This is a genomic window from Kitasatospora sp. NPDC001547, assembly GCF_042894165.1.
Classification (GTDB): domain Bacteria; phylum Actinomycetota; class Actinomycetes; order Streptomycetales; family Streptomycetaceae; genus Kitasatospora.
Map to the genome: position 1 here is coordinate 208,365 of NZ_JBIAVL010000004.1, position 26,158 is coordinate 234,522.

The window sequence follows — 26,158 nt, forward strand, 5'->3', positions numbered from 1 at the left end:
CGTCGAGGAGGACCCACGATGGCCGATGAGAAGCAGCTGCTCGACGCTTTGAGGAAGCTGGCCGCCGAGCACTTCGAAACCCGTGAGCGGGTCAAGGAGCTGGAGTCCGGCGCCCGCGAGCCGATCGCGATCGTGGGCATGGGGTGCCGGTACCCGGGCGGGGCGGTCGGTCCCGAGGAGTTCTGGGACCTGGTGGCCGACGGCGTTGACGCGGTGGGCGGGTTCCCGTCCGACCGCGGCTGGGAGGCGTTCGACAACCAGGGCGGATACCGCCGGCAGGGCGGATTCGTCTACGACGTGGCCGACTTCGACGCGGGGTTCTTCGGGATCAGTCCGCGTGAGGCGCTGGCGATGGACCCGCAGCAGCGGCTGCTGCTGGAGACGGCCTGGGAGGCGATCGAGCACGGCGGGATCGACCCGCGGTCGCTGCACGGCTCGGCGACCGGCGTCTTCGTCGGTGCGAGCCACGCCGGTTACGAGGCCAGCCTGCCCGTCGAGGACACCAGCCTGGACGGCTACCGGCTGATCGGCACGGTGTCGTCCGTGGCGTCGGGCCGGATCTCGTACTGCCTGGGTCTGAACGGTCCGGCGGTGACGGTGGACACGGCGTGCTCGTCGTCGCTGGTGGCGATGCACCAGGCGATTCTGGCGCTGCGGTCGGGCGAGTGCTCGATGGCGCTGGCCGGCGGTGTCGCGGTGATGGTGTCGCCGGGTGCGTTCATGGAGTTCGGGCGTCAGGGCGGTATGGCGTCGAGCGGTCGGTCGAAGGCGTTCTCGGAGGAGGCCGACGGCATCGGCTGGGGCGAGGGCGCGGGCATGGTGCTGCTGGAGCGTCTCTCGGACGCGCGCCGCAACGGGCACCAGGTGCTGGCGGTGATCCGCGGCAGCGCGGCCAACCAGGACGGCGCGTCGAACGGTCTGGCGGCGCCCAACGGTCCCTCGCAGCGGCGGGTGATCCGCGCGGCGCTGGCCAATGCGCAGCTGTCGCCCTCCGATGTCGACGCGGTGGAGGCACACGGCACGGGTACGACGCTCGGTGACCCGATCGAGGCGGGCGCGCTGCTGGCGACGTACGGCCAGGAGCGCTTCGAGGACCGGCCGTTGTGGCTGGGGTCGGTGAAGTCCAACATCGGGCACTCGCAGTGCGCGGCCGGCGTGGCGGGTGTGATCAAGATGGTGATGGCGCTGCAGCACGAGGTGCTGCCGAAGACGCTGTTCGCCGAGGAGCCGTCCTCGCACGTGGATTGGACGTCCGGGAACGTGCGGCTGCTGAGCGAACCGGTGGCGTGGCCGGCGGGTGAGCGGCCGCGTCGCGCGGGTGTGTCGGCGTTCGGTGTGAGCGGTACGAACGTCCACCTGATCGTCGAGGAGGCCCCGGCGGCCGCCGAGGCGGCGGTTGAGCCGGCGGGCCAGGAGAGCCCGGTGCTCACCGGGGCGGCGAGTGTGGCCTGGGCGGTCTCCGGTCGCAGTGCGGTGGCGCTGGCGGGTCAGGCGGGTCGGCTGCGTGAACACGTGGTGGCGCGGCCGGAGTTGTCGGTCGGCGATGTGGCCTGGTCGTTGGCGACGACGCGTGCGGCGCTGGAGCACCGGGCCGTCGTGCTCGGCGCGAACCGGGATGAACTGGCGGCAGGGCTGACGGCCGTCGCCACCGGGCAGCCGGCGGCGGGTGTGGTCACGGGGTCGGTGGCGGCCGCTGGGGTGGGGCGGACGGTGTTCGTCTTCCCGGGGCAGGGCAGCCAGTGGGTCGGCATGGGGCGCGAGCTGGCGGAGGCCTCGCCGGTCTTCGCCGCGCGGCTGGCCGAGTGCGCCGAGGCTCTCGCGCCGTACGTGGATTGGCAGTTGGACGATGTGCTGGCGGGCCGGCATGGTTTCGAGGCCGCTGACGTCGTGCAGCCGGCGCTGTGGGCGGTGATGGTGTCGCTCGCGGCGGTGTGGGAGGCGGTAGGTGTCGCTCCCGACGCTGTGGTGGGTCACTCGCAGGGCGAGATCGCCGCTGCCGCCGTCGCGGGGATTCTCTCCCTGGACGATGCCGCGAAGGTGGTGGCTCTGCGGAGCAAGACCCTGAAGGCGCTGGCCGGTCGCGGTGGGATGCTGTCGATCGCCGAGCCGGTGGACGGTGTCCGCGCCCGGATCGCTTCGTACGGTTCCCGCCTGTCCATCGCGGCCGTGAACGGTCCGTCGGCGACGGTCGTCTCCGGTGACGCGGATGCGCTGCGCGAACTCGCGGACTCCTGCGGGGAGTCCCCACGCGCCCGGATGATCCCAGTGGACTACGCCTCGCACAGCGCCCACGTGGACGAGCTGCGCGAGGAGATCCTGACCGTCCTCGACGGGATCCGGCCTCGTGAGGCGCAGGTCCCGATGATCTCCGCGCTGACCGGTGCATGGCTCGCGGGCCCCGAACTGGACCCTCCCTACTGGTACGCGTCGCTGCGCGAGACCGTGGAGTTCGACCGCGCCGTGCGGATCCTCGGCGACGGGGGCCACGGAGTGTTCCTGGAGGTCTCGCCGCATCCGGTGCTGACCCCGGCGATCGGTGACAGCCTGGAGGACCGCTCCCCGGTCGCCGTGGGCACCCTGCGACGCGACGAGGGTGGCGCGCAGCGTCTGCTGACCTCGCTTGCCGAGGCCTACGTCCAGGGCGCTCCCGTCGACTGGGCGTCGGTGCTCGGCGGCGGCACGGCGGTCGCGCTGCCGACCTACGCGTTCCAGCGGCGCCGCTACTGGCCCGAGGCCCCGGCGGTGGAGCGGGCGAAGCTGTCGGTGGACGACTGGCGCTACCGCATCACCTGGCAGCCGGCCACCGGGAGCGGCCCGGCGGACCTGTCCGGCACCTGGCTGGTCGTCGGCGACGCCCCCGACGCGGCCACGATTGCCGACGCGCTGGCGGCGCGTGGCGCCGAGGCGGTGCGGACGACGTTGGCGGGCCTCGATGCGGCCATCGCAGGCGGGGACGTGCGCGGTGTGGTGTCGCTCCTGGCGCTCGACGAGTCGCCGGACGCCGAGTTCGCGTGGCTGTCCCGGGGCAGCGCCGACACCCTCGACCTGGTCCAGAGGTTGGGCCGGGCCGGTGTCACCGCTCCGCTCTGGGTGCTGACCCGCGGCGCGGTGCAGGTCACGGACGGCGAGGTGACGACGAGCCCGGTGCAGACGCAGGTCTGGGGCCTGGGTCGTACGGTCGGTCTGGAGCATGCGGACCGCTGGGGCGGTCTGGTCGACCTGCCGCCGGTGGTGGACGCCGATGCCGCGGCTCGTCTGGTCGGTGTGTTCGCCGATGGCGGTGAGGACCAGGTCGCGGTGCGGCCGTCGGGTGTGTTCCTGCGCCGCCTGGTGCGGGCCGAGGCCCGGCGTGTGGAGCCGGAGGGCTGGTCGCCGCGCGGCACCGTCCTGCTGACCGGCGGCACCGGCTCGATCGGCGTCTGCATCGGCCCGTGGCTGGCCGAGCACGGTGCGCCGAGGGTCGTTCTGACCTCCCGCTCCGGGCCGTCGGCGCACGGCGTGGCGGCGCTGGCCGCCGCCGTGGCGAACGGCGGTTCGGCCGTCGAGGTCGTCAGCTGCGACCTGACGGAGCGTGCGCAGGTCACGGCGATGGTGTCGTGGATCGAGGACTCCGGCCCCGGCCTGTCCACCGTCCTGCACTCCGCCAACGCGCCGATCCTGGCCCGGGTGGAGGACACCAGCCGGGAGGAGCTGGCCGTCGCGGTCGGTGCGAAGGCGGCCGGCGCTGTCCACCTGGACGAGGCGACAGCCGGCCTCGGCATCGACGAGTTCGTCCTCTTCTCGTCGATCTCCGCCACCTGGGGCAGCAACGACCACGCCGCGTACGCGGCCGGGAACTCCTTCCTGGACGGGCTCGCGGAGGACCGTCGCGCCCGTGGCCTGCCGGGGACCTCGATCGCGTGGGGCGTGTGGAACACCCGCGACTGGGACGCCGTCGACGCGGCGATGGACCAGGCGCCCGGTCGCGTGACCCCGCACCGCCTGCTGCGGCAGGGCATGAACTTCCTCGACACCCAGCGGGCGCTGACCGCGCTCGGCGAGATCCTGGCCGACGACGAGACCTTCATCGCCCTCGCGGACGTCGAGTGGGAGAAGTTCGCGCCGGTCTTCACCGCCGCCCGCCCGCGCCCGCTGCTGGACACCATCCCCGAGGCCCAGGAGGACACGACGGTCCGTCGTGACGAGGACGGGCGTGGTGACTTCGAGATCCAGCTGGCCGGCCTGTCGGCGGCCGAGCGGCGCCGGACGGTCACCGAACTGGTGCGGACGCACGCGGCCGCGGTGCTGGGCCACGAGTCGGCGGACGAGATCGTGGCGAGCCGGGCCTTCCGCGAGTTGGGCTTCGACTCGCTGACCGCCGTCGAGCTGCGCAACCGCCTGAACACCGCGTGCGGCCTGCGGCTGCCGTCCACGGTGATCTTCGACCACCCGAGCGCGTCGGCGCTGGCGGATGAGATCCTGGCCGCGCTGTTCGGCGCGGACTCGGACGAGAGCCAGGCCGTGACGGCGGCGGCGGTGTCGACCGATCCGATCGCGATCGTCGGCATGGCCTGCCGCTACCCGGGCGGCGTCCGGACTCCGGAGGAGCTGTGGGACCTCCTGGCGGCGGGCGGCGACGCGATCGGCGCGTTCCCGGCCGACCGCGGCTGGGACATCGAGGCGCTGTTCGACCCCGACCCCGACGCCGAGGGCTCGACCTACGTCGTGGAGGGCGGATTCCTCAGCGGGGCCGCGGAGTTCGACGCCGGGTTCTTCGGGATCAGCCCGCGCGAGGCGATGGCCATGGACCCGCAGCAGCGGCTGCTGCTGGAGACCTCCTGGGAGGCCGTCGAGCGGGCCGGCATCGACCCGAAGTCGCTGCACGGCTCGGCGACCGGCGTGTTCATCGGTGCGGCGTCGTCGGGCTACATCGCGACGGGTGCCACCGTCCCGGGCGCCGAGGCGCACCTGATCACGGGGAACGCGCTGAGCGTGCTGTCCGGCCGGATCTCGTACACGCTGGGCCTGAACGGGCCCGCGGTGACCGTCGACACGGCGTGCTCGTCCTCGCTGGTGGCGCTGCACCAGGCGGGCCAGGCGCTGCGGTCGGGCGAGTGCTCGATGGCGCTGGCGGGTGGTGTGACGGTGATGGCCGACCCGGGCGAGTTCGTCGGCTTCTCGCGCCTGCGGGCGCTCGCCTCCGACGGCCGCTGCAAGGCCTTCGGCGAGGGCGCCGACGGCATGGGCATCGGTGAGGGCGCGGGCATGCTGGTGCTGGAGCGCCTCTCGGACGCCCGCCGCAACGGGCACCAGGTGCTCGGCGTGCTCCGGGGGAGCGCCGTCAACCAGGACGGCGCCTCCAACGGCCTGTCCGCGCCCAATGGCCCCGCTCAGCGGCGGGTGATCCGTGCGGCGTTGGCGAGTGCGCAGCTGTCGGCGGCGGATGTGGACGTGGTCGAGGCGCACGGCACGGGTACGACGCTCGGTGACCCGATCGAGGCGGGCGCGCTGCTGGCGACGTACGGCCAGGAGCGGTTCGAGAACCGGCCGTTGTGGCTGGGGTCGGTGAAGTCGAACATCGGGCACGCGCAGCAGGCCGCGGGTGTGGCGGGTGTGATCAAGATGGTGATGGCGCTGCGGCACGGCGTGCTGCCGAAGACCCTGCACGCGGACGAGCCGTCCTCGCACGTCGATTGGGAGGCGGGCAACGTCCGTCTGCTGCAGGAGGCGGTGGAGTGGCCGGCGGGCGAGCGGGTGCGCCGGGCGGGCGTGTCGGCGTTCGGGATCAGCGGCACCAACGTCCACCTGATCGTGGAGGAGGCCCCGGCGGCCGCCGAGGCGGCGGTTGAGCTGGCGGGCCGGGAGAACCCGGTACTCACCGGGGCGGCGGGTGTGGCCTGGCCGGTCTCTGGTCGTAGCGCTGCGGCGCTGGCGGGTCAGGCGGGCCGGCTGCGCGAGTACGTGGTGGCGCGGCCGGAGTTGTCGGTGGGCGACGTCGCGTGGTCGCTCGCGGCGACGCGTTCGGTGTTCGAGCAGCGTGCGGTCGTGCTGGGCGGCGAGCGCAGTGAGCTCGCGGCGGGTCTGGCGGCGGTGGCGACGGGTCAGCCGGCGGCGGGTGTGGTGACCGGGTCGGTGGCTCCTGGTGGGGTGGGGCGGACGGTGTTCGTCTTCCCCGGTCAGGGGAGCCAGTGGGTCGGGATGGGGCGCGAGCTGGCGGAGTCGTCGCCGGTGTTCGCGGCGAGGTTGGCGGAGTGTGCTGCGGCTCTGGCGCCTTATGTGGATTGGCAGTTGGACGATGTGCTGGCGGGCCGGCATGGTTTCGAGGCCGCGGATGTGGTGCAGCCGGCGCTGTGGGCGGTGATGGTGTCGCTGGCCGCGGTGTGGGAGGCGGCCGGTGTCGCGCCGGATGCGGTGGTGGGTCACTCGCAGGGTGAGATCGCCGCTGCCGCCGTCGCGGGGATTCTCTCCCTCGAGGACGCGGCGAAGGTGGTGGCTCTGCGGAGCAGGACCCTTAAGGTGCTGGCCGGTCGTGGCGGGATGCTGTCGATCGCGGAGCCGGTGGACGGCGTCCGCGCCCGGATCGCCCCGTACGGTTCCCGCCTTTCCGTCGCGGCGGTGAACGGTCCGTCGGCGACGGTCGTGTCCGGTGACGCCGACGCGCTGCGCGAGCTCGCCGAGTCGTGTGGGGATTCGCCGCGTGCTCGGATGATTCCGGTGGACTACGCGTCGCACAGCGCCCACGTGGACGAGCTGCGCGAGGAGATCCTCGCCGTCCTCCAGGGCATCACGCCGACCGAGGCCCGGATCCCCATGGTCTCGGCGCTGACCGGCGCGTGGCTGTCCGGCCCCGAGCTGGACCCGGCGTACTGGTACGCGTCGCTGCGCGAGACCGTGGAGTTCGACCGCGCCGTGCGCATTCTCGCCGATGCGGGGCACGGTGTGTTCCTGGAGGTGTCGCCGCATCCGGTGCTGACCCCGGCGATCGGTGACAGCCTGGAGGAGCGCTCCCCGGTCGTCGTGGGCACGCTGCGACGCGACGAGGGTGGCGCGCAGCGTCTGCTGACCTCGCTCGCCGAGGCCTACGTCCAGGGCGCCCCCGTCGACTGGGCGGTGGTGCTCGGCCGCGGGACGACCGTCGCACTGCCGACCTACGCGTTCCAGCACCGCCACTACTGGCCCGCCTTGGACGGCCGCCGTTCCGAAGCGGGCGAGGCCACCGGTGCGGAGGCGGGTTTCTGGACCGCCGTGGAGAGTGGTGATGTCACGGCGCTCGCCGAGCTGCTCGGGGTGGACCCGGCGGATGCCGCGCTGGGCGCGCTGACCGACTGGCGGCGCCGTGAGCGGGCCGGGTCGGCGGTCGCGGATTGGCGGTACCGGGTGTCGTGGGTGCCGGTGAGCGAGTCCGGCGGGGTCCTGGCCGGAACGTGGCTGCTGGTCGGGGAGTCCCCGGATGTCGCTGCGGTTGCGGAGGCGCTGGAGTCCCACGGGGCGACCGTGGTCCGCTCGGCTCCGGATGGCGTCGCCGCTGCGGTGGCCGCGTGCTCCGATCTGCGGGGTGTGGTGTCGCTGCTGGCGTTGGACGAGTCGCCGGTGGGGGCGTTCCCGCTGGTTCCGGGTGGTCTGGCGGCGACGGTCGCGCTGGTTCGGGAGCTTGGCCGGCTCGGTGTGTCCGCTCCGCTGTGGGTGGTCACGCGGGGTGCGGTGGGTGCGGTCGCGGGTGATGTGGTGCGGCCGGTGCAGGCGCAGGTGTGGGGTCTGGGTGCTGTGGCGGCGTTGGAGTTGGCGGGTCGCTGGGGCGGGTTGGTCGATCTTCCTGCTGTGGTGGACGCCCGCGTCGGTGCGCGGTTGGTGTCTGTGCTGGTCGGCGATGAGGATCAGGTGGCGGTGCGTGCGGGCGGGGTGGTGGCGCGGCGGTTGGTGCGTGCCGGCCGTCCGGTCGTGGGGGAGGTGTGGTCGCCGCGTGGTTCGGTGCTGGTGACGGGTGGCACGAGTGGTGTGGGTGCGATCACCGCCCAGTGGGTGGCGGATCGTGGTGCGTCGCGGGTGGTGCTGACGTCCCGTTCGGGTCCGGGTGCCGCCGGTGTGGCGGAGTTGGCGGCGTCGATCGCGGCTCGTGGTTCGGCGGTGCAGGTGGTGGCGTGCGACGTCGCCGATCGCGGCTGTGTGGCGGGGCTGCTCGACTCGATCGACGCTACGGGACCGGCGTTGTCGTCGGTGGTCCACTCGGCCGGAACGGGCGGCAGGACACCGGTGGAGCAGCTGTCGGTGGCCGAGCTGTCGCGGTTGCTGTCGGCGAAGGTCGGTGGCGCGATGGTGTTGGACGAGTTGACGGCGGGTCGGGATCTGGACGCGTTCGTGTTGTTCTCGTCGGGTGCGGGTGTGTGGGGCAGTGGTGGCCTGGGTGGTTACGCGGCGGCGAACGCGCATCTGGACGCGTTGGTGGAGGACCGTCGTTCCCGGGGTCTGGTGGCCTCGTCGGTCGCGTGGGGTCTGTGGTCCGGTGTCGGTATGGCCGCGAGCTCGGGTGGTGAGCGGTTGCGTGAGTTCGGGATGGAGGGTATCGACGGGCGTCGGGGCATGCTGGCGTTGGGTCAGGTCCTGGACGCGGGTGAGGGTGCGATGGTGGTGGCCGGTTTCGACTGGTCGCAGTTCGTGCCGACGTACACCCTGCACCGGGCGAGCCGTCTGCTGGCGGACCTTCCCGAGGTGCGTGCCGTCCTGGCCGCGGAGGCCGCCGTCGAGTCCGCGACCGAGGAAGTCGGCGAGTGGGCGGGCCGGTTGGCCGGCATGCCGGTCGCTGAGCAGCGTCAGGTCCTGACCGACCTGGTGCGGGGTCACGCGGCCGCTGTTCTCGGCCACGACTCGGCGGACGACGTGCTGCCGCAACGCGCGTTCAAGGAGCTGGGCTTCGACTCCGTCGGAGCGGTCGAGCTGCGGAACCGCCTCTCCAAGGTGCTCGGTGTCAAGCTGGCCTCCACGATGGTCTTCGACCACCCGAACGCCACCGCCCTCGCGGACTACCTGCGGGGCGAACTCGTCGGCACCGCTGGGCAGACGGCCCAGGCCGACGGTGCGGTCCAGGTCGTGGCCGCGGCGATCGGCGAGCCGATCGCGATCGTCGGCATGGGGTGCCGGTACCCGGGCGGTGTGACGGGGCCCGACCAGTTCTGGGACCTGCTCGTTGCGGGGACCGACACGATCAGCGAATTCCCGACCGACCGAGGCTGGGAAGCGGTCGAGGAGGGCTTCGGCCAGCGGCAGGCGTACCGCCGACAGGGCGGATTCATCTACGACGTGGCCGACTTCGACGCGGGGTTCTTCGGGATCAGCCCGCGTGAGGCGCTGGCGATGGACCCGCAGCAGCGGCTGCTGCTTGAGACGTCCTGGGAGGCGATCGAGCGCGCGGGGATCGACCCGAAGTCGCTGCACGGCTCGGCGACCGGCGTCTTCGTCGGTGCGAGCCACGCCGGTTACGACGCGAGCCTGCCGGCCGACGACCGGAGCCTGGACGGCTACCGGCTGATCGGCACGGTGTCTGCAGTCGCCTCGGGCCGGATCTCGTACTGCCTGGGCCTGACCGGTCCCGCCATCACGGTGGACACGGCCTGCTCGTCCTCCCTGGTGGCGATGCACCAGGCGATGCTCGCCCTGCGGTCGGGCGAGTGCTCGATGGCGCTGGCCGGCGGTGTCGCGGTGATGGTCTCGCCCGGCGCGTTCATGGAGTTCGGCAGCCAGGGCGGCATGGCCTCCAGCGGCCGGTCGAAGGCGTTCTCGGAGGAGGCCGACGGCATCGGCTGGGGCGAGGGCGCGGGCATGGTGCTGCTGGAGCGTCTCTCGGACGCCCGGCGCAACGGGCACCAGGTGCTGGCGGTGATCCGCGGCAGCGCGGCCAACCAGGACGGCGCGTCGAACGGTCTGGCGGCGCCCAACGGTCCCTCGCAGCGGCGGGTGATCCGCGCGGCGCTGGCCAACGCGCAGCTGTCGCCCTCCGATGTCGACGCGGTGGAGGCGCACGGCACGGGTACGACGCTCGGTGACCCGATCGAGGCGGGCGCGCTGCTGGCGACGTACGGCCAGGAGCGCTTCGAGGACCGGCCGTTGTGGCTGGGGTCGGTGAAGTCCAACATCGGCCACACCCAGTGCGCCGCCGGTGTCACCGGCGTGATCAAGATGGTGATGGCGCTGCGAAACGGCATGCTGCCGAAGACCCTGCACGCGGAGCAGCCGTCGACCCACGTGGACTGGGACACGGGCAACGTCCGTCTGCTGCAGGACGCGGTGGAGTGGCCGGCCGGCGAGCGGCCGCGCCGGGCCGGTGTGTCGGCCTTCGGCGTGAGCGGCACCAACGTCCACCTCATCCTGGAGGAGGCACCCGACGCCGAAGCCGAGGAGCTGGAAGCCGAGGCGCTTCCGGTGCTCGCCGGTGGGACGTCGGCCTGGCCGGTCTCCGGTCAGAGCGCTGCGGCACTGGCGGGTCAGGCGGGACGACTGCGTGAACACGTGCTGGCGCGGCCGGAGTTGCCGGTCGGCGATGTGGCGTGGTCGCTCGCGACGACGCGTGCGGCGCTGGAGCACCGGGCCGTCGTGCTCGGTGGCGAGCGGAGCGAGCTCGCGGAGCGTCTGGCGGCGGTGGCGACGGGTCAGCCGGCGGCGGGTGTGGTGACCGGGGCGGTGGCTCCTGGTGGTGTGGGGCGGACGGTGTTCGTCTTCCCCGGTCAGGGGAGTCAGTGGGTCGGCATGGGCCGTGAGTTGGCGGAGGCCTCGCCGGTGTTCGCCGCCCGGCTGGCGGAGTGTGCTGCGGCTCTGGCGCCTTATGTGGATTGGCAGTTGGACGATGTCCTGGCGGGGCGCCACGGTTTCGAAGCCGCTGATGTGGTGCAGCCGGCGCTGTGGGCGGTGATGGTGTCGCTGGCCGCGGTGTGGGAGGCGGCCGGTGTCGCACCGGAGGCGGTGCTGGGTCACTCGCAGGGCGAGATCGCCGCCGCGGCGGTGGCCGGGATTCTCTCCCTCGACGACGCCGCGAAGGTCGTGGCTCTGCGGAGCAAGACCCTGAAGGCCCTTGCCGGTCGCGGTGGGATGCTGTCGATCGCCGAGCCGGTGGACGGTGTCCGCGCCCGGATCGCCCCGTACGGAACCCGCCTGTCCATCGCGGCCGTGAACGGCCCGTCGGCGACGGTCGTGTCCGGTGACGCCGACGCGCTGCGCGAGCTCGCCGAGTCGTGTGGGGATTCGCCGCGTGCCCGGATGATTCCGGTGGACTACGCGTCGCACAGCGCCCACGTGGACGAGCTGCGCGAGGAGATCCTCGCCGTCCTCCAGGGCATCACGCCGACCGAGGCCCGGATCCCCATGGTCTCGGCGCTGACCGGCGCGTGGCTGTCCGGCCCCGAGCTGGACCCGGCGTACTGGTACGCGTCGCTGCGCGAGACCGTGGAGTTCGACCGCGCCGTGCGGATCCTCGGCGACGGGGGCCACGGAGTGTTCCTGGAGGTCTCGCCGCACCCGGTGCTGACCCCGGCGATCGGTGACAGCCTGGAGGAGCGCTCCCCGGTCGTCGTGGGCACCCTGCGACGCGACGAGGGTGGCGCGCAGCGTCTGCTGACCTCGCTCGCCGAGGCCTACGTCCAGGGCGCTCCCGTCGATTGGGCGTCGGTGCTCGGCGGCGGCACGGCGGTCGCGCTGCCGACCTACGCGTTCCAGCGGCGGCGCTACTGGCCCGAGGCCCCGGCGGTGGAGCGGGCGAAGCTGTCGGTGGACGACTGGCGCTACCGGATCACCTGGCAGCCGGCCACCGCGAGCGGCCCGGCGGAATTGACCGGCACTTGGCTGGTCGTCGGCGACGGTCCCGACGCGACGACGGTCGCCGAGGCGCTGGCGAGTTGTGGTGCCGAGGCCGTGCGGACGACGTTGGCGGGCCTCGATGCGGCCATCGCCGGTGCCGGTGCGGATGTCCAGGGCGTGGTGTCCCTCCTGGCCCTGGACGAGTCGCCGGACGCCGAGTTCGGGTGGGTCCCGCGCGGCAGCGCCGACACCCTCGATCTGGTGCAGAAGCTGGGCCGGGCCGGGATCGCCGCTCCGCTGTGGGTGCTGACCCGTGGCGCGGTGCAGGTCACGGACGGCGAGGTGACGACGAGTCCGGTGCAGACCCAGGTCTGGGGCCTCGGCCGCGCCGTGGGCCTGGAGCACGCGGACCGCTGGGGCGGTCTGGTCGACCTGCCGCCGGTGGTGGACGCCGATGCGGCCGCCCGGCTGGCCGGCGTCCTCGCATACGGTCGGGAGGACCAGGTCGCGGTGCGGCCGTCGGGTGTGTTCCTGCGCCGCCTGGTGCGTGCCGAGGAACACCGGCCCAAGGCCGGAGCGTGGAGCCCTCAGGGGACCGTCCTGCTGACCGGCGGTACGGGCTCGATCGGTGTCTGTGTCGGCCCGTGGCTGGCCGAGCACGGTGCGCCGAGGGTCGTTCTGACCTCCCGCTCCGGGCCGTCGGCGCCCGGCGTGGCGGCGCTGGCCGCCACGGTCGCGGGTTCGGGCACCGCCGTCGAGGTCGTGTCGTGCGACCTGACGGAGCGTTCGCAGGTCACGGCCATGGTCGCGTGGATCGAGGACTCCGGCCCCGGCCTGTCCACCGTCCTGCACTCGGCGAACACGCCGTACCTGGCCCGACTTGAGGACACCAGTCGGGAGGGTCTGGCGGCGGCACTCGGTGCGAAGGCGGCCGGCGCCGTCCACCTGGACGAGGCGACGGCGCACCTGGGCATCGACGAGTTCGTGATGTTCTCCTCGATCTCCGCCACCTGGGGCAGCAACGACCACGGCGCGTACGCGGCCGGGAACTCCTTCCTGGACGGCCTCGCCGAGGACCGTCGCGCCCGTGGCCTGCCGGGGACCTCGATCGCGTGGGGCGTGTGGAACACCCGCGACTGGAACGCCGTCGACGCGGCGATGGACCAGGCGCCCGGCCGGGTGACCCCGCACCGGCTGCTGCGGCAGGGCATGAACTTCCTCGACACCGACCGGGCCCTGACGGCGCTCGGTGAGGTGCTGGCCGACGACGAGACGTTCATCGCCCTCGCGGACGTCGAGTGGGAGAAGTTCGCGCCGGTCTTCACCGCCGCCCGCCCGCGCCCGCTGCTGGACACCATCCCCGAGGCCCAGGAGGACACCTCCTCCGGCCGTCCGGAGGACGACCAGCGCAACGAGTTCGCCGCCCGCCTGGCCGGCCTGTCGGCCGCCGAGCGGCGCCGGACCGTCGTGGAACTGGTGCGGACGCACGCCGCCGCGGTTCTCGGCCACGACTCGGCGGACGAGATCATGGCGAGCCGGGCGTTCCGCGAGCTGGGCTTCGACTCGCTGACCGCCGTCGAGCTCCGCAACCGCCTGAACAGCGCGTGCGGGGTGCGGGTGCCGTCGACGCTGGTCTTCGACCACCCGACCCCGGAGGCGGTGGCGGACTTCCTGATCACCGAGCTGACCGGGAGGGAACTGGTCGGCCACACGGCCGTGCTGGACGAGTTCGAGCGGCTGGCCGCCGGGCTCACCCCGTCGGACGACGAGACCCGCGCGGAGATCGTCGCCCGCCTGGAGGCGCTGACCCACCGCTTCCGCGCCGTCCGCGAGACCGGGGCGGACGGAACGGGCGAGGCTGACGAGCGCGCTCTGCAGGAGGCCACCGCCGACGAGCTGTTCGCCCTCCTGGAGGACGAGCTCGACGATCCGGACTTCGACTGACCATGCCGGGACCGTCGGCGCCAACTCCTCCCGAACGAGGTCGAATGTGAGCGACAGCACCATGCAGAACGAAGAGAAACTGCTCGATTTCCTCAAGCAGACCACCGCCAAGCTCCGCAGCACGCGGGCCCGGCTGCGCGAGGTGACCGAGCGGGAGCGGGAGCCGATCGCGATCGTCGGGATGGCCTGCCGCTACCCGGGCGGCGTGCGTACCCCCGAGGACCTGTGGGACCTCCTGGCGGCGGGTGGGGACGCGGTCGGCGGGTTCCCCACCGACCGCGGCTGGGACCTCGACGCGCTCTTCGACGCCGCCCCGGGCGCGGACGGCACGAGCAGCACCGTCCAGGCCGGGTTCGTGTCCGGGGCCGCGGACTTCGACGCGGGGTTCTTCGGGATCAGCCCGCGCGAGGCGCTGGCGATGGACCCGCAGCAGCGGCTGCTGCTGGAGACGGCCTGGGAGGCGGTCGAGCGGGCCGGGATCGACCCGGCGAGCCTGCGCGAGTCGGCCACCGGCGTGTTCGCGGGCGCCGCGCCCTCCGGGTACGCGACCGCCGGCGGCGACCTCTCGGGCTCGGAGGCGCACCTGATCACCGGTACGGCGATGAGCGTGCTGTCCGGCCGGGTGTCGTACACGCTGGGCCTGACCGGGCCGGCGGTGTCGGTGGACACCGCCTGCTCCTCCTCGCTGGTCGCGCTGCACCTCGCCGTGCAGTCGCTGCGCGCGGGGGAGTGCACGCTGGCGCTGGCCGGCGGGGTGACCGTGATCGTCAGCCCGGGCGAGTTCGTGGGCTTCTCGCAGCAGAACGCCCTTGCCCGGGACGGCCGTTGCAAGGCCTTCGGGGCGAGCGCGGACGGCATGGGCCTCGCCGAGGGCGCGGGTGTGGTGGTGCTGGAGCGGCTGTCGGACGCCCGGCGCAACGGGCACCGGGTGCTGGCCGTGGTCCGGGGGAGCGCCGTCAACCAGGACGGTGCCTCCAACGGCCTGTCCGCGCCCAACGGCCCCGCTCAGCAGCGGGTGATCCGCGCGGCGCTGGCCAACGCCCGGCTGGCGACGGGGGACGTGGACGTGGTCGAGGCGCACGGCACCGGCACCACGCTGGGCGACCCGATCGAGGCGCAGGCGGTGCTGGCGACGTACGGGCAGGGGCATCCGGCCGAACGGCCGCTCTGGCTGGGGTCGGTGAAGTCGAACATCGGGCACGCCCAGCAGGCGGCCGGCATCGCCGGTGTGATCAAGATGGTGCTGGCGCTGCGGCACGAGGAGCTGCCGGCGACGCTGCACGCGGCGGAGCCGACCCCGCACGTCGACTGGTCGGCGGGGCACGTGAGCCTGCTCCAGGAGCGCGTCGCGTGGCCGGCGGGCGAACAGCCGCGTCGCGCGGGCGTCTCGGCGTTCGGGATCAGCGGCACCAACGCGCACGTGATCCTGGAGGAGGCGCCCGCCGGAGGGCCGGCCGCGCCGGAGTCCGACGGGACGCCGGAGCCGGCCGCGGTGTCGGCGCAGGCCACGACGCCGGTGCTGATCGCGGAGCCCGTCGTGCTCCCGGTCACCGTCTCCGGACGGTCCGAGGAGGCCCTGGCGGACCAGGCGCGGCGGCTGCGGGACCATCTCCTGGCACGCCCCGAGCTGCCGCTGCCGGAGGTGGCCCGGTCGCTCGCCACCACGCGGACGGCGTTCAAGCGGCGCGCGGTGGTGCTGGGCGCCGACCGTGCCGAGCTGGCGGCGAAACTGGAGGCCGTGGCCACGGACCGGCCCGGGGCCGGGGTGCTGACGGGCGAGGTGCCGTCGGCCGGGGTGGGACGGACGGTGTTCGTCTTCCCGGGGCAGGGCAGCCAGTGGGTCGGCATGGGTCGCGAGCTGGCGGAGGTTTCGCCGGTGTTCGCGGCGCGGCTGGCCGAGTGCGCCGAGGCTCTGGCGCCGTACGTGGACTGGCAGTTGGACGATGTGCTGGCGGGCCTTCACGGTTTCGAGGCCGCTGATGTGGTGCAGCCGGCGCTGTGGGCCGTGATGGTCTCGCTCGCGGCGGTCTGGGAGGCGGCCGGTGTCGTTCCCGACGCGGTGGTGGGCCACTCCCAGGGCGAGATCGCGGCGGCGGCCGTGGCCGGGATCCTCTCGCTGGAGGACGCGGCGAAAGTGGTTGCTCTGCGCAGCCGGACCCTGAAGGCGCTGGCCGGTCGTGGCGGGATGCTGTCGATCGCCGAGCCGGTGGCGGGCGTCCGCGCGCGGATCGCTCCGTACGGAACCCGCCTTTCCGTCGCGGCGGTGAACGGCCCGTCGGCGACGGTCGTCTCCGGTGACGCCGACGCGCTGCGTGAACTGGCGGACGCCTGCGGGGATTCGCCGCGCGCCCGGATGATCCCGGTGGACTACGCCTCGCACAGCGCCCACGTGGACGAGCTGCGCGAGGAGATCCTCGCCGCCCTTCACGGCATCGCCCCCCGCGAGGCGCGGATTCCGATGGTCTCCTCCAGCACCGGCGCCACGGTTTCCGGATCCGAACTGGTGCCGGACTACTGGTACGCCAGCCTGCGCGAGACCGTCGAGTTCGACCGGGCCGTGCACACCCTCGCCGGAACCGGTCACGGCGCCTTCGTCGAGGTGTCCCCGCACCCGGTGCTGGCCCCGGCCATCGCGGACAGCCTGGAGGCGTACGGCCCGGTCGTGGCCGACACCCTGCGCCGCGACGACGGCGGCGCCGGGCGCCTCCTGCTCTCGCTGGCCCAGGCGTACGTCCGCGGCCTGCCCGTGGACTGGACCGCCCTGCTGCCCGCCGGGACTGGGAGCGGCACCGTCGACCTGCCGACCTACGCCTTCCAGTACCGCCGCTACTGGCCGGTGTTCCCGGAGCCGGTGGCCCGGGACACGGTGGCCGGCTGGCGGTACCGCGTCGAGTGGCAGTCCCTCGACGGGCCGTCGGGTGCGGCACCGGCGGCCTCGGTGCCGTCCGGCACGTGGCTCGTGGTCGCCGGCCCGGCCGGGGCCGAGACGGCCGCCGAGGTGGCCGGCACGCTGCGGGCCCGCGGCGTCGAGGTCCGGGTGCTGGAGACCGGCGCCGCCGATCGCGGGACTCTCGGCGACGTCCTGCGCGGTGTCGGCGAGTTCGCGGGTGTGGTGTCCCTGCTCGCGCTGGACGAGACGCCACTGCCCGGCCGGCCCCGGGTGCCCGCCGGTCTGGCGGCCTCCAGCGCGCTGCTGCAGGCGCTGCTCGACGCGGGGTCGGTGGTGCCGCTGTGGGTGCTGACCCGCGGCGCGGTGGCGGCGCTGCCGGGCGAGGTGCCCAGTCTGGCGCAGGCCCAGGTGTGGGCGTGGGGGCAGACGGCGGGTCTGGAGCAGGCCAAGCAGTGGGGCGGCCTGGTCGACCTCCCGGCCGGGGGAGACGCGTTGGCCGGGTTCGACGCCTCGGTCGGGGACCGCCTGACCGGGCTGCTCGCCGCGGGGCCGGGGGGCGAGGACCAGGTCGCGTTGCGCGGCACGGGAGCGTTCGCGCGCCGCCTGGTGCGCGCCCCGCGCCCGGCGGCGGGCCCGGATGGACCCGCCGGACCCGCCGAGCCGTGGCGGACCGCCGGGACGGCGCTGATCACCGGCGGTACGGGCCTGATCGGAGGCCGGACGGCGCGGCTGCTGGCCGAGCGCGGCACCCCGCGCGTGGTGCTGGCCGGCCGCTCGGGCCCGGCGGCGCCCGGGGTGCCCGAGCTGGCGGCCGGACTGGCGGCCCTCGGCAGTGCCGTCGAGGTGGTCGCCTGTGACGTCGCCGAGCGGTCCGCGGTCGGCGCGCTGCTGGACCGCGTCGCCGCCACCGGCCCCGCGCTGTCGGCGGTGGTGCACTCGGCGGGTACCGGCCACGGGGCGCCGGTCGCCGCGCTGACCGACGCCGGGCTGCAGGAGGTCTCCGAGGTGAAGGTCGGCGGCGCCCTGCACCTGCACGAGCTGTCGGCCGAACGCGGACTGGAGCTGGACGCCTTCGTGCTGTTCTCCTCCGGCGCCGCCACCTGGGGCAGCGGGCTGCTGGCCGGGTACGGTGCCGCCAACGCGGCGCTGGACGCCCTGGCCGAGCGGCGGCGCGCGGCCGGACTGGCGGCCACCTCGGTGGCCTGGGGCCTGTGGGGCGGCGGCGGCATGGGCGCGGGGGAGGCGGGTGAGCAGCTGAGCGCGTACGGGCTGCGGATGATGGCTCCCGAGCGCGGCATCGAGGGCCTCGCCCAGGCACTGGACGACGACGAGACGCTGCTCGTCGTCGCCGACGTCGACTGGGAACGGTTCGTGCCGCTGTACACGCTGCACCGGCCGAGCCCGCTGCTGTCCGCGCTTCCCGACGCCCTCCGGGTCCTGGAGCAGGGGGACGAGGACGGGGACGGGTTCGAGGGCGACGAGGGCGCCGGTGCGCGGCGGTCGTCCGCCGCCGTCCGGCTGTCCGCCCGGCTCGGCGGGGCGCGGTCGGCGCGGGAGCGGGAGGCGGTCCTGCTGGAGCTGGTCCTTGAGCACGCCGCCGCCGCGCTCGGCCACCCGGACGCGGCGTCCGTCGATCCGGACGCCACCTTCCTGGAGCAGGGGTTCACCTCGCTGAGCGCCCTGGAGTTACGCAAGCGGCTCGCTGGGGCCACCGGTCTGCGGCTGAGTGGTCCGCTGGTCTTCGACCACCCGACCCCCGCCCTGACGGCCGCGTACCTGCGGGAGCGGCTCGCCGAGGGCCCGGTGCGGCAGGACGGCGGGCCGGAGCGGGCCGCGCCCCGCTTCGCGCTGGCCGCCTCGCCGGAGCCCGCGGATGGTACGGGGCCGGCCGGGAGCACCGGGACGGCGGCGGGCTCCGGCCTATCGGCTCCCGAGACGCTGGCCGCCCTGTACCTGCGGGCGAACAGCCTCGGCCAGGGGGCCGACGCCGTACGGATGATCGCTGGGCTGGCCCGGTTCCGGCCCCGCTTCGCCGGTGCGGACGAGCTGGCGGGCGTCCCGCCCCTGGTCCCGCTCACCCGCCGGTCGGCGGACACCGTCGGGCCGACGCTCGTCTGCCTGCCGTCGTTCGGTGCGGGCGGCGCCCAGGAGTTCGTCCGGGTGGTGCAGGGCCTCCGCCGCCCCCGGCACGTCCTCTCCGCGGTGATCCCCGGCTACACGGCGGGGGAACCGCTGGCCACCGACCCGGACGCGCTGCTCGACCTGTGCACCCGGACGGTGCTCGCCGCCCCGGAGACCGCCCCGGAGGCCGGCCCGTTCGTCCTCGTCGGCTACTCCTCCGGCGGGCTGGTCGCGCAGGCCCTCGCCGTCCGCCTCGCCGAGCTGGGCCGGGCTCCCGCAGCGCTGGTGTTGCTGGACAGCTTCGCCCCGCGGTCGGCCGGCGCCCCCGACGAGATCATCGGTACCCTGCCGGCCGCCGTACTCCTGGGCAACCCCGGGGGCGTCGACGCGGGCGGCATCGGCGGGGACGACTGGCTGACCGCGCTCGCCCACTACTACGTCCAGGACTGGCGCGGCCACGTCCCGTACACCGCGGACCTGCCGACCTTGCTGGTCCGCCACGGTGGCGAGCCGGGTGGCCCCGAGGGCGGGGACGGCGCCGTCGACCTCCCGTGGGGCCTCTCCGGCGACCTCACCCCGGTGACCGTTCCGGGCGACCACTTCACCATGATCGGCGCCCACGCCGGGACCACGGCGCGAGCCGTCGACTCCTGGCTCGACGAGCGCTTCACCACCACCCGGGAGGGACACGATGACTGACCGTCACGAGCAGCACCGCCTCGCCGTCATCGGCGGCGGCGTCATGGGCACCAACATCGCCGCCCTCGCCCTCGGCCACGGCGTGGACGTCACCCTCGTCGACGTCGACGAGCAGACCCTGGCCACGGCCCGGACGGCGATCCGCCGCAAGCTGAAGCACGCCCAGCTGCTGGAGGCCCTCCCCGCGGGCCGCGCCCACGGCACGCTGGCCACCACCACCGCGCCGGCCGACATCGCCCACGCGACCGCCGTCGTCGAGGCCGTCGTGGAGGTCGCCGAGGTCAAGCGCAAGGTGCTGACCGAGGTCTCCGGGCTGGTCGCCCCCGGCACCCTGCTGATCTCCAACACCTCGTGCATCCCCATCGACGAGATGGCGGGCTGGGTGGCGCGCGGCGACGAGCTCGTCGGCGTGCACTTCATGAACCCGGCCTACCTGATCACCATGGTCGAGGTGATCCGCGGCCGGGCCACCGGTGACGCCACGATGACCGCCGTCACGTCGCTGCTGACCGCGCTCGGCCGTACGGCGCTGGTGGTCAACGACGCACCGGGCTTCGTCGTCAACCGGCTGCTGCACCCGCTGATCAACCGGGCGGCGATGCTCGTGCAGGAGGGCGTCGCCTCCGTCGAGACGGTGGACGGGCTGCTGGAAGGCTGCCTCGGCCACACCACCGGGCCGCTGCGCACCGCTGACCTGATCGGCATCGACAACCTCGTCGACTCCCTGCGGGTCCTGCACGAGCGCACCGGCGACCCCGAGTGCGATCCCTGCGAGCTGATGCTCCGGAAGGTCCGCGACGGGCACCACGGCCGCAAGTCCGGCCGGGGCTTCTACACGTACGGCTGAGCACCGGGCTCCCCCGAACGGCCACACGGAACTACGAAAGGTACGGACACATGACCACCGCGAATGCCGGTGCCGGGACGACCGCCGTCGAGCAGGCACTGAGCGCCTTCCTCGTCGGACACACCGGCGCCGAACCCGAGGTCGAGCAGGACCTCTTCGCCACCGGCGCGATCTCCTCGATGTTCGCCATGGAACTGGTGGTGTTCCTGGAGGACGAGTACGACATCGAGATCGTCGGCGCCGAGCTGAACCGGGACAACTTCCGCAGCATCCGCGCCATGGCGGCCATGGTGCTGCGCCTTCGCGAAACCGGGGACGCATGAGCGGCGACGCCACGGGTACGGGCGGCGCGGGTCCGGACGGAACGGGCTTCGACACCGTCGCGATCGACGCCCTGATCGGCGACGGGCCGGCCGCCTGGGACGCGGCCGGCCGGATCCCCGTCGACCTGCTGCGCAAGCTCGGTGCGATGGGGGTGCTGTGCGCCGAGGTGCCGGCCCGCTTCGGCGGGCCCGGCCGCACCGGCCGGGAGAACGGCGAACTCACCGCTCACGTCGGAGCCCTGTGCAGCTCGCTGCGCAGCGTCATGACGGTCCAGGGGATCGCCGCGGCGGTCGTCCGTCGCTTCGGCGACCGCGAGCAGCGTCACCGCTACCTCGGGCAGCTGACGAGCGGCCGGCTCGCCTGCGTGGGCTTCAGCGAGCCGGGCGCGGGCTCCGACCTCAGCGGCATGACGACCCGCATCCGTCCGGCCGAGGACGGGAGCGGCGACCTGATCGTCTCCGGCGAGAAGATGTGGATCACCGGGGCCGCCTACGCCGACCTCGTCATGGTCATCGGCCGTTACGGCGACGGTCCGGACGGCGCCGCCGCGATGGTGCCGACCGACGCGCCCGGCGTCCGCGTCGAGCCCGTCGCGGCCCCGCTCGGCTGCCGCGCCGCCACGCACTGCCGTGTCGTGCTCGACGACGTCCGGATCCCGGCCGCCGCCGTGCTCGGCGGCGGCCGCCAGCCGCTGGCGCTGCTGTTCACGGTCGGCCTGTCCTACGGCCGGATGTCGGTGGCCTGGGGCTGTGTCGGCATCCTGCGCGCCTGCCTCACGGCCGCCGTCGGGGACGCCCGCACCCGAGAGCAGGGCGGCGGCCCGATCGCCGAGCACCAGCTGGTCGCCCGGCACATCGCCGAGCTCTACACCTCGGAGCGGATCGCCACCCAGGTCTGCAGGCATGCCGCCGAGCAGTGGGACCGCACCGCCCCGGACGCGGCGGTGACGGCGGTGCTGGCCAAGCAGGTCGCCGCCACCCACGCGACCCGTGGTGCCGCGACGGCCGTCCAGGTGCTCGCTTCGCGGGGCTTCACCGACGGCCACGTGGTGGCCCGGGCCTACCGGGACGCCAAGGCCATGGAACTGATCGAAGGCAGCACCGAGATCTCGCAGTTGATCCTCGCCCGGCACGCCCTAGACCGGCTCTGAGCCGCCCCCCGCCCCGCACGGGCGCGACCGGCACGACGTACCACGAGTACGGCATACACGACACGCACCACGAACACGGCAACGGACGGAAATCGAAGGAGCGCCCCGTGTCCGACGCACCCACCCTCGTCAAGTGCCTGGTCTGGGACCTGGACAACACCCTGTGGCGGGGCACCCTCCTGGAGGACCACGAGGTGGTCCTGCCCGAGGAGATCCGCCGCACCGTCGTCGAACTCGACGCCCGCGGCATCCTCCAGGCCGTGGCCAGCAAGAACGACCACGACCACGCCTGGCAGCGGCTGGAGGCCCTCGGCATCGCCGAGTACTTCGTTCTGCCGCAGATCGGCTGGCACCCCAAGTCCCGGTCGGTCAAGGAGATCGCGGACCGGCTGAACTTCGCCCTGACGACGGTCGCCTTCATCGACGACCAGCCGGCGGAGCGCGCCGAGGTCGCCCACCACCACCCCGAGGTCCGCTGCTTCGACGCGGCGCGGGCCGCGGAGCTGACCGCCCTGCCCGAGTTCAGCCCGGCCGTCGTCACCGTCGACGCCGCCCGCCGCCGCAGCATGTACCAGGCGGGCTTTCGCCGGGCCGCCGAGCGCGAGGAGTTCACCGGCCCCGACGAGGCGTTCCTCCGCTCGCTGGAACTGGTCATGGAGATCAAGCGGGCCGACGACGCCGACCTCTCCCGGGTCGAGGAACTCACCCTCCGCACCAGCCAGATGAACGCCACGGGCGTCTACTACTCCGACGCCGACCTGCGGCGCCTGATCGCCGATCCGGAGCACGAGGTCCTCACGGTCTCCCTCACCGACCGCTTCGGTCCGCACGGCGCCGTCGGCGTGCTGCTCGTCGGCTACCACGAGCGGGTCTGGCACCTGAAGCTGCTGGCCACCTCCTGCCGGGTGGTGTCCTTCGGCGCGGGCGCCGTCCTGCTCGACTGGCTGATCGGCGAGGCGGCGGCGGCCGGCGTCCACCTGGCCGCCGACTTCCGCCGCACCGACCGCAACCGGATGATGGAGATCGCCTACCGGTTCGCCGGCTTCACCGACGCGGCGTGTGACTGCCTCGCCGAACTGCCCTCCGCGGGCCCCGTCGACGTTGATGCCGCCGACGCGGGGGCGGCCGGCTCCGGGCGCGCGGGCATCGAGTTCCGGCACCTGGTGCCCGACCGCCGTCCGGCCCCCACCACCGTGCGCGTCGAGGCCCCCGCCCTCGGCCCCGTGGGATCCGCGGGCGGAGCCGGCGCATGAGCTCCGAGCCCCTGGCCGTCGTCGGCATGGCCTGCCGCTACCCCGGCGGCATCGACTCGCCCGAGGACCTGTGGCAGGCCCTCGTCGACCGCCGCACCGTCACAGGCCCCTTCCCCACCGACCGTGGCTGGGACCTCGACGCGCTGCGCCGCGACGGGCGCTGCGCCACCGACCGCGGCGGGTTCCTCGACAGCGCGACCCGGTTCGACGCCGCGTTCTTCGACCTCTCCCCGCGCGAGGCCGACGCCATGGACCCACAACAGCGGCTCGCCCTGGAAGTGGGCTGGGAGGCCCTGGAACGCGCCCGCATCGACCCGACCACCCTGCGGGGCTCCCGCACCGGGGTGTTCCTCGGCGCCGAGGCCCGGCCGTACGGGCCGCCGCTGCACGAAGCGCCCGCCGACCTGGCCGGCGTGTTGTTCACCGGCACCGCCCCGAGCGTGATCAGCGGGCGCCTCGCCCATGTCCTCGGCCTCAACGGGCCGGTGCTCACCGTTGACACCTCTGCCTCCAGCTCGCTGGTGGCGCTGCACCTCGCCGTCGAGGGGCTGCGCGACGGCCGGTGCGACCTGGCACTGGCCGGCGGGGTGACGGTGATGACGACACCCGGCTACCACGTCGCGTTCAGCGCGCTGGGCGGTCTGGCCCCGGACGCCCGCTGCAAGCCCTTCTCCGCGGACGCGGACGGCGTCGCCTGGTCGGAGGGGGCCGGCGTCCTCGTGCTGGAGCGGCTGGAGCGGGCGCACCGCCTGGGCCACCGGGTGCTGGCGGTGATCCGTGGATCGGCCGTCAACTCGGACGGCGCCAGCCACAGCCTGACGGCTCCGAACGGCGAGGCCCAACGCGAGGTCATACTCGCCGCGCTCGCCGACGCGGAGCTGGCCCCCGCGGACGTCGACGCGGTCGAGGCGCACGGCACCGGCACCCGGTTGGGCGACCGCGTCGAGGCGGGCGCCCTGCTCGCCGCCTACGGCCGGGATCGGGCGCACGGGCGCCCGCTGCTGGTCGGCTCGGTGAAGTCCAACCTCGGTCACACCCTCGCCGCGGCGGGTGCCGCCGGCGTCATCAAGACCGTCCTCGCGCTGCGGCACCGCACGCTCCCCGCGTCGCTGCACATCACCGAGCCCACGCCGGCCGTCGACTGGGGAGACGGCGCGGTGCAGCTGCTGACGGAGCCGGCACCGTGGCCGGAGAGCACGCACCCGCCCCGCGCGGGCGTCTCGGGCTTCGGGATCGGCGGCACCAACGCCCATGTCGTCCTGGAGGCAGCCCCGGTCGCACCGGCCGACCCGTCCGCCCCGGCCCCCGGCGTGACCGCGGCGGACGGCTCCGGCCCCCGGCCGCTGCTCGACGCCGCCGCCGTCTGGACGCTGTCGGCCCGGACACCGGCCGCGCTGGCCGCGCTGGCCGACCGGCTGCGGGAGCACCTGGCGGCCCGGCCGGAGCCGTCGGACCGTGAGGTCGCCTGGTCGCTCGCCACGACGCGGGCGTCGCTCGACCACCGCGCGGTGCTGCTCGGCCCGGAGCCGCGGAAAGGTCTGGCGGCCCTCGCGGAGGGCCGCCCCTCCGCCGTGGTGGTCACCGGCGCGGTCCGCCCCGAAGGTCCCGGGCGTACGGTGTTCGTCTTCCCCGGCCAGGGCAGCCAGTGGGTCGGCATGGGCCGTGAGTTGGCCGCGTCGTCCCCGGTGTTCGCGGCCCGGCTGGCGGAGTGCGCTGAGGCTCTCGCGCCGTACGTGGACTGGCAGTTGGACGACGTCCTGGCCGGGCGCCACGGTTTCGAGGCCGCGGACGTGGTGCAGCCCGCGCTGTGGGCCGTGATGGTCTCGCTGGCCGCTGTCTGGGAGACGGCGGGTGTCGTCCCCGACGCGGTGGTGGGCCACTCGCAGGGCGAGATCGCCGCCGCCGCCGTCGCAGGGATCCTCTCGCTGAACGACGCGGCCAAGGTCGTGGCGCTGCGCAGCCGGGCGCTGACGGCGCTCGCCGGTCGTGGCGGGATGCTCTCGGTCGCCGAGCCGGTGGACGCGGTCCGGGCGCGGATCGCGCCGTTCGGGCGGCGGCTGTCGGTCGCGGCGGTGAACGGTCCCGCGACGACAGTGGTGTCCGGTGAGCCCGAGGCCCTGCGGGAGCTTGCGGCCGCGTGCGGCGAGACGGTGCGCACCCGGATGGTCCCGGTCGACTACGCCTCGCACAGCGCCCACGTGGACGAGCTGCGCGAAGAGGTCCTGGCCGTCCTGAAGGGGATCGAGCCGGGCCCGGCCCGGGTGCCGATGGTCTCCGCGCTGACCGGGCGGTGGCTGGCCGGCCCCGAGGCGGACCCGGACTACTGGTACGCGAGCCTGCGCGAGACCGTCGAGTTCGACCGGGCCGTCGGGGTGCTCACCGCCGCCGGCCACGGCGTTTTCGTCGAAGTGTCCCCGCATCCGCTGCTGGTCGGCGCCATCGCCGCCGAGGTGGCCGTCGGCACGCTGCGGCGCGAGGACGGCGGCGCGGAGCGCCTGCTGGCCTCGCTGGCCGAGGCCCACGTCCAGGGCGTGCCCGTCGACTGGCGCGCCGTCCTGCCGGCGGCCGGACGAACCGTGGACCTGCCCGCGTACCCCTTCCAGCGCACGCACCACTGGCTGGCCGCCGGGCAGCCGGCCTCGGTGCGTCCGGCTCCCGCCGCCGCCGTGTCCCCGGACCCGGGGGCTCGGCCGGTCGCCGCGGCCCTGGGCACCGAACGGGCCGTGCTCGACCTCGTCCGCGGCCACGCCGCGGCCGTCCTCGGCCACGACGGCGCCGGGCGGGTGCACCCGACCCGGACCTTCAAGTCCCAGGGCATGGGCTCCGTGCTGGCCGTCGAGCTGCGCAACCGGCTCGCGTCCGCCACCGGCCTCGCGCTGGCGCCGGGCCTGGTGTACGACCACCCGTCGCCCGCCGCCCTGGCGTCCCGCCTGCACGCCGAGCTGAACCCCGACCCGCTACCCGCGGCGCTCGACACCCTCGAAGCACTGCTCGCCGCCACCGAGGACCCGACGGCCAGGGCGCGGGCGCTGGTCCGGCTGGAGTCGCTGGTGGGCCGGCCCGTCGGCGGGCCCGGCCGCGGGACCGCCGCGGACGCCCTGTCCGACACCACCGACGACGAACTGCTCGCCCTCATCGAGGCCGAGATCGGTCCCGACCGCGAACACTGA

General features: G+C 74.4%; 7 protein-coding genes. All 7 read left to right on the forward strand.

The features are described from left to right. Positions 1–18 precede the first annotated feature (18 nt). The 7 genes from ACFY0X_RS09275 (at position 19) to ACFY0X_RS09305 (ending at position 26,158) form a co-directional block, all read left to right on the forward strand. Complete coding sequence (locus ACFY0X_RS09275) at positions 19–13,704, forward strand: type I polyketide synthase (protein ID WP_387751073.1); 13,686 nt, start codon at positions 19–21, stop codon at positions 13,702–13,704. Positions 13,705–13,750: 46 nt separating this feature from the next. After that, a complete protein-coding gene (locus ACFY0X_RS09280) occupies positions 13,751–19,414 on the forward strand; it encodes an SDR family NAD(P)-dependent oxidoreductase (protein ID WP_387751075.1) in 5,664 nt (1,887 codons plus the stop codon). Continuing rightward, positions 19,407–20,261 (forward strand): 3-hydroxyacyl-CoA dehydrogenase family protein, encoded by an 855-nt coding sequence (locus tag ACFY0X_RS09285; RefSeq protein WP_387751077.1) that lies wholly within the window; start codon positions 19,407–19,409, stop codon positions 20,259–20,261. The genes ACFY0X_RS09280 and ACFY0X_RS09285 overlap by 8 nt, the downstream gene beginning before the upstream one ends. A 50-nt stretch (positions 20,262–20,311) precedes the next feature. Then, positions 20,312–20,584, forward strand: coding sequence for an acyl carrier protein (locus ACFY0X_RS09290; protein ID WP_387751080.1), 273 nt, complete (start codon positions 20,312–20,314; stop codon positions 20,582–20,584). Further along, positions 20,581–21,735: an acyl-CoA dehydrogenase family protein gene (locus tag ACFY0X_RS09295; RefSeq protein WP_387751083.1), complete on the forward strand. Its 1,155-nt coding sequence runs from the start codon at positions 20,581–20,583 to the stop codon at positions 21,733–21,735. Before ACFY0X_RS09290 ends, ACFY0X_RS09295 begins: the two co-directional genes overlap by 4 nt. A gap of 107 nt (positions 21,736–21,842) precedes the next feature. Next, complete coding sequence (locus tag ACFY0X_RS09300) at positions 21,843–22,988, forward strand: HAD-IIIC family phosphatase (protein WP_387751086.1); 1,146 nt, start codon at positions 21,843–21,845, stop codon at positions 22,986–22,988. Next, complete coding sequence (locus tag ACFY0X_RS09305) at positions 22,985–26,158, forward strand: type I polyketide synthase (protein WP_387751089.1); 3,174 nt, start codon at positions 22,985–22,987, stop codon at positions 26,156–26,158. Before ACFY0X_RS09300 ends, ACFY0X_RS09305 begins: the two co-directional genes overlap by 4 nt.

What these genes read in the sequence shown, in the direction of transcription:
- ACFY0X_RS09305 (WP_387751089.1), top strand. Translation starts at nt 22,985, where the DNA reads ATGAGCTCCGAGCCCCTGGCCGTCGTCGGCATGGCCTGCCGCTACCCC.
- ACFY0X_RS09290 (WP_387751080.1), top strand. Translation starts at nt 20,312, where the DNA reads ATGACCACCGCGAATGCCGGTGCCGGGACGACCGCCGTCGAGCAGGCA.
- ACFY0X_RS09285 (WP_387751077.1), top strand. Translation starts at nt 19,407, where the DNA reads ATGACTGACCGTCACGAGCAGCACCGCCTCGCCGTCATCGGCGGCGGC.
- ACFY0X_RS09275 (WP_387751073.1), top strand. Translation starts at nt 19, where the DNA reads ATGGCCGATGAGAAGCAGCTGCTCGACGCTTTGAGGAAGCTGGCCGCC.
- ACFY0X_RS09295 (WP_387751083.1), top strand. Translation starts at nt 20,581, where the DNA reads ATGAGCGGCGACGCCACGGGTACGGGCGGCGCGGGTCCGGACGGAACG.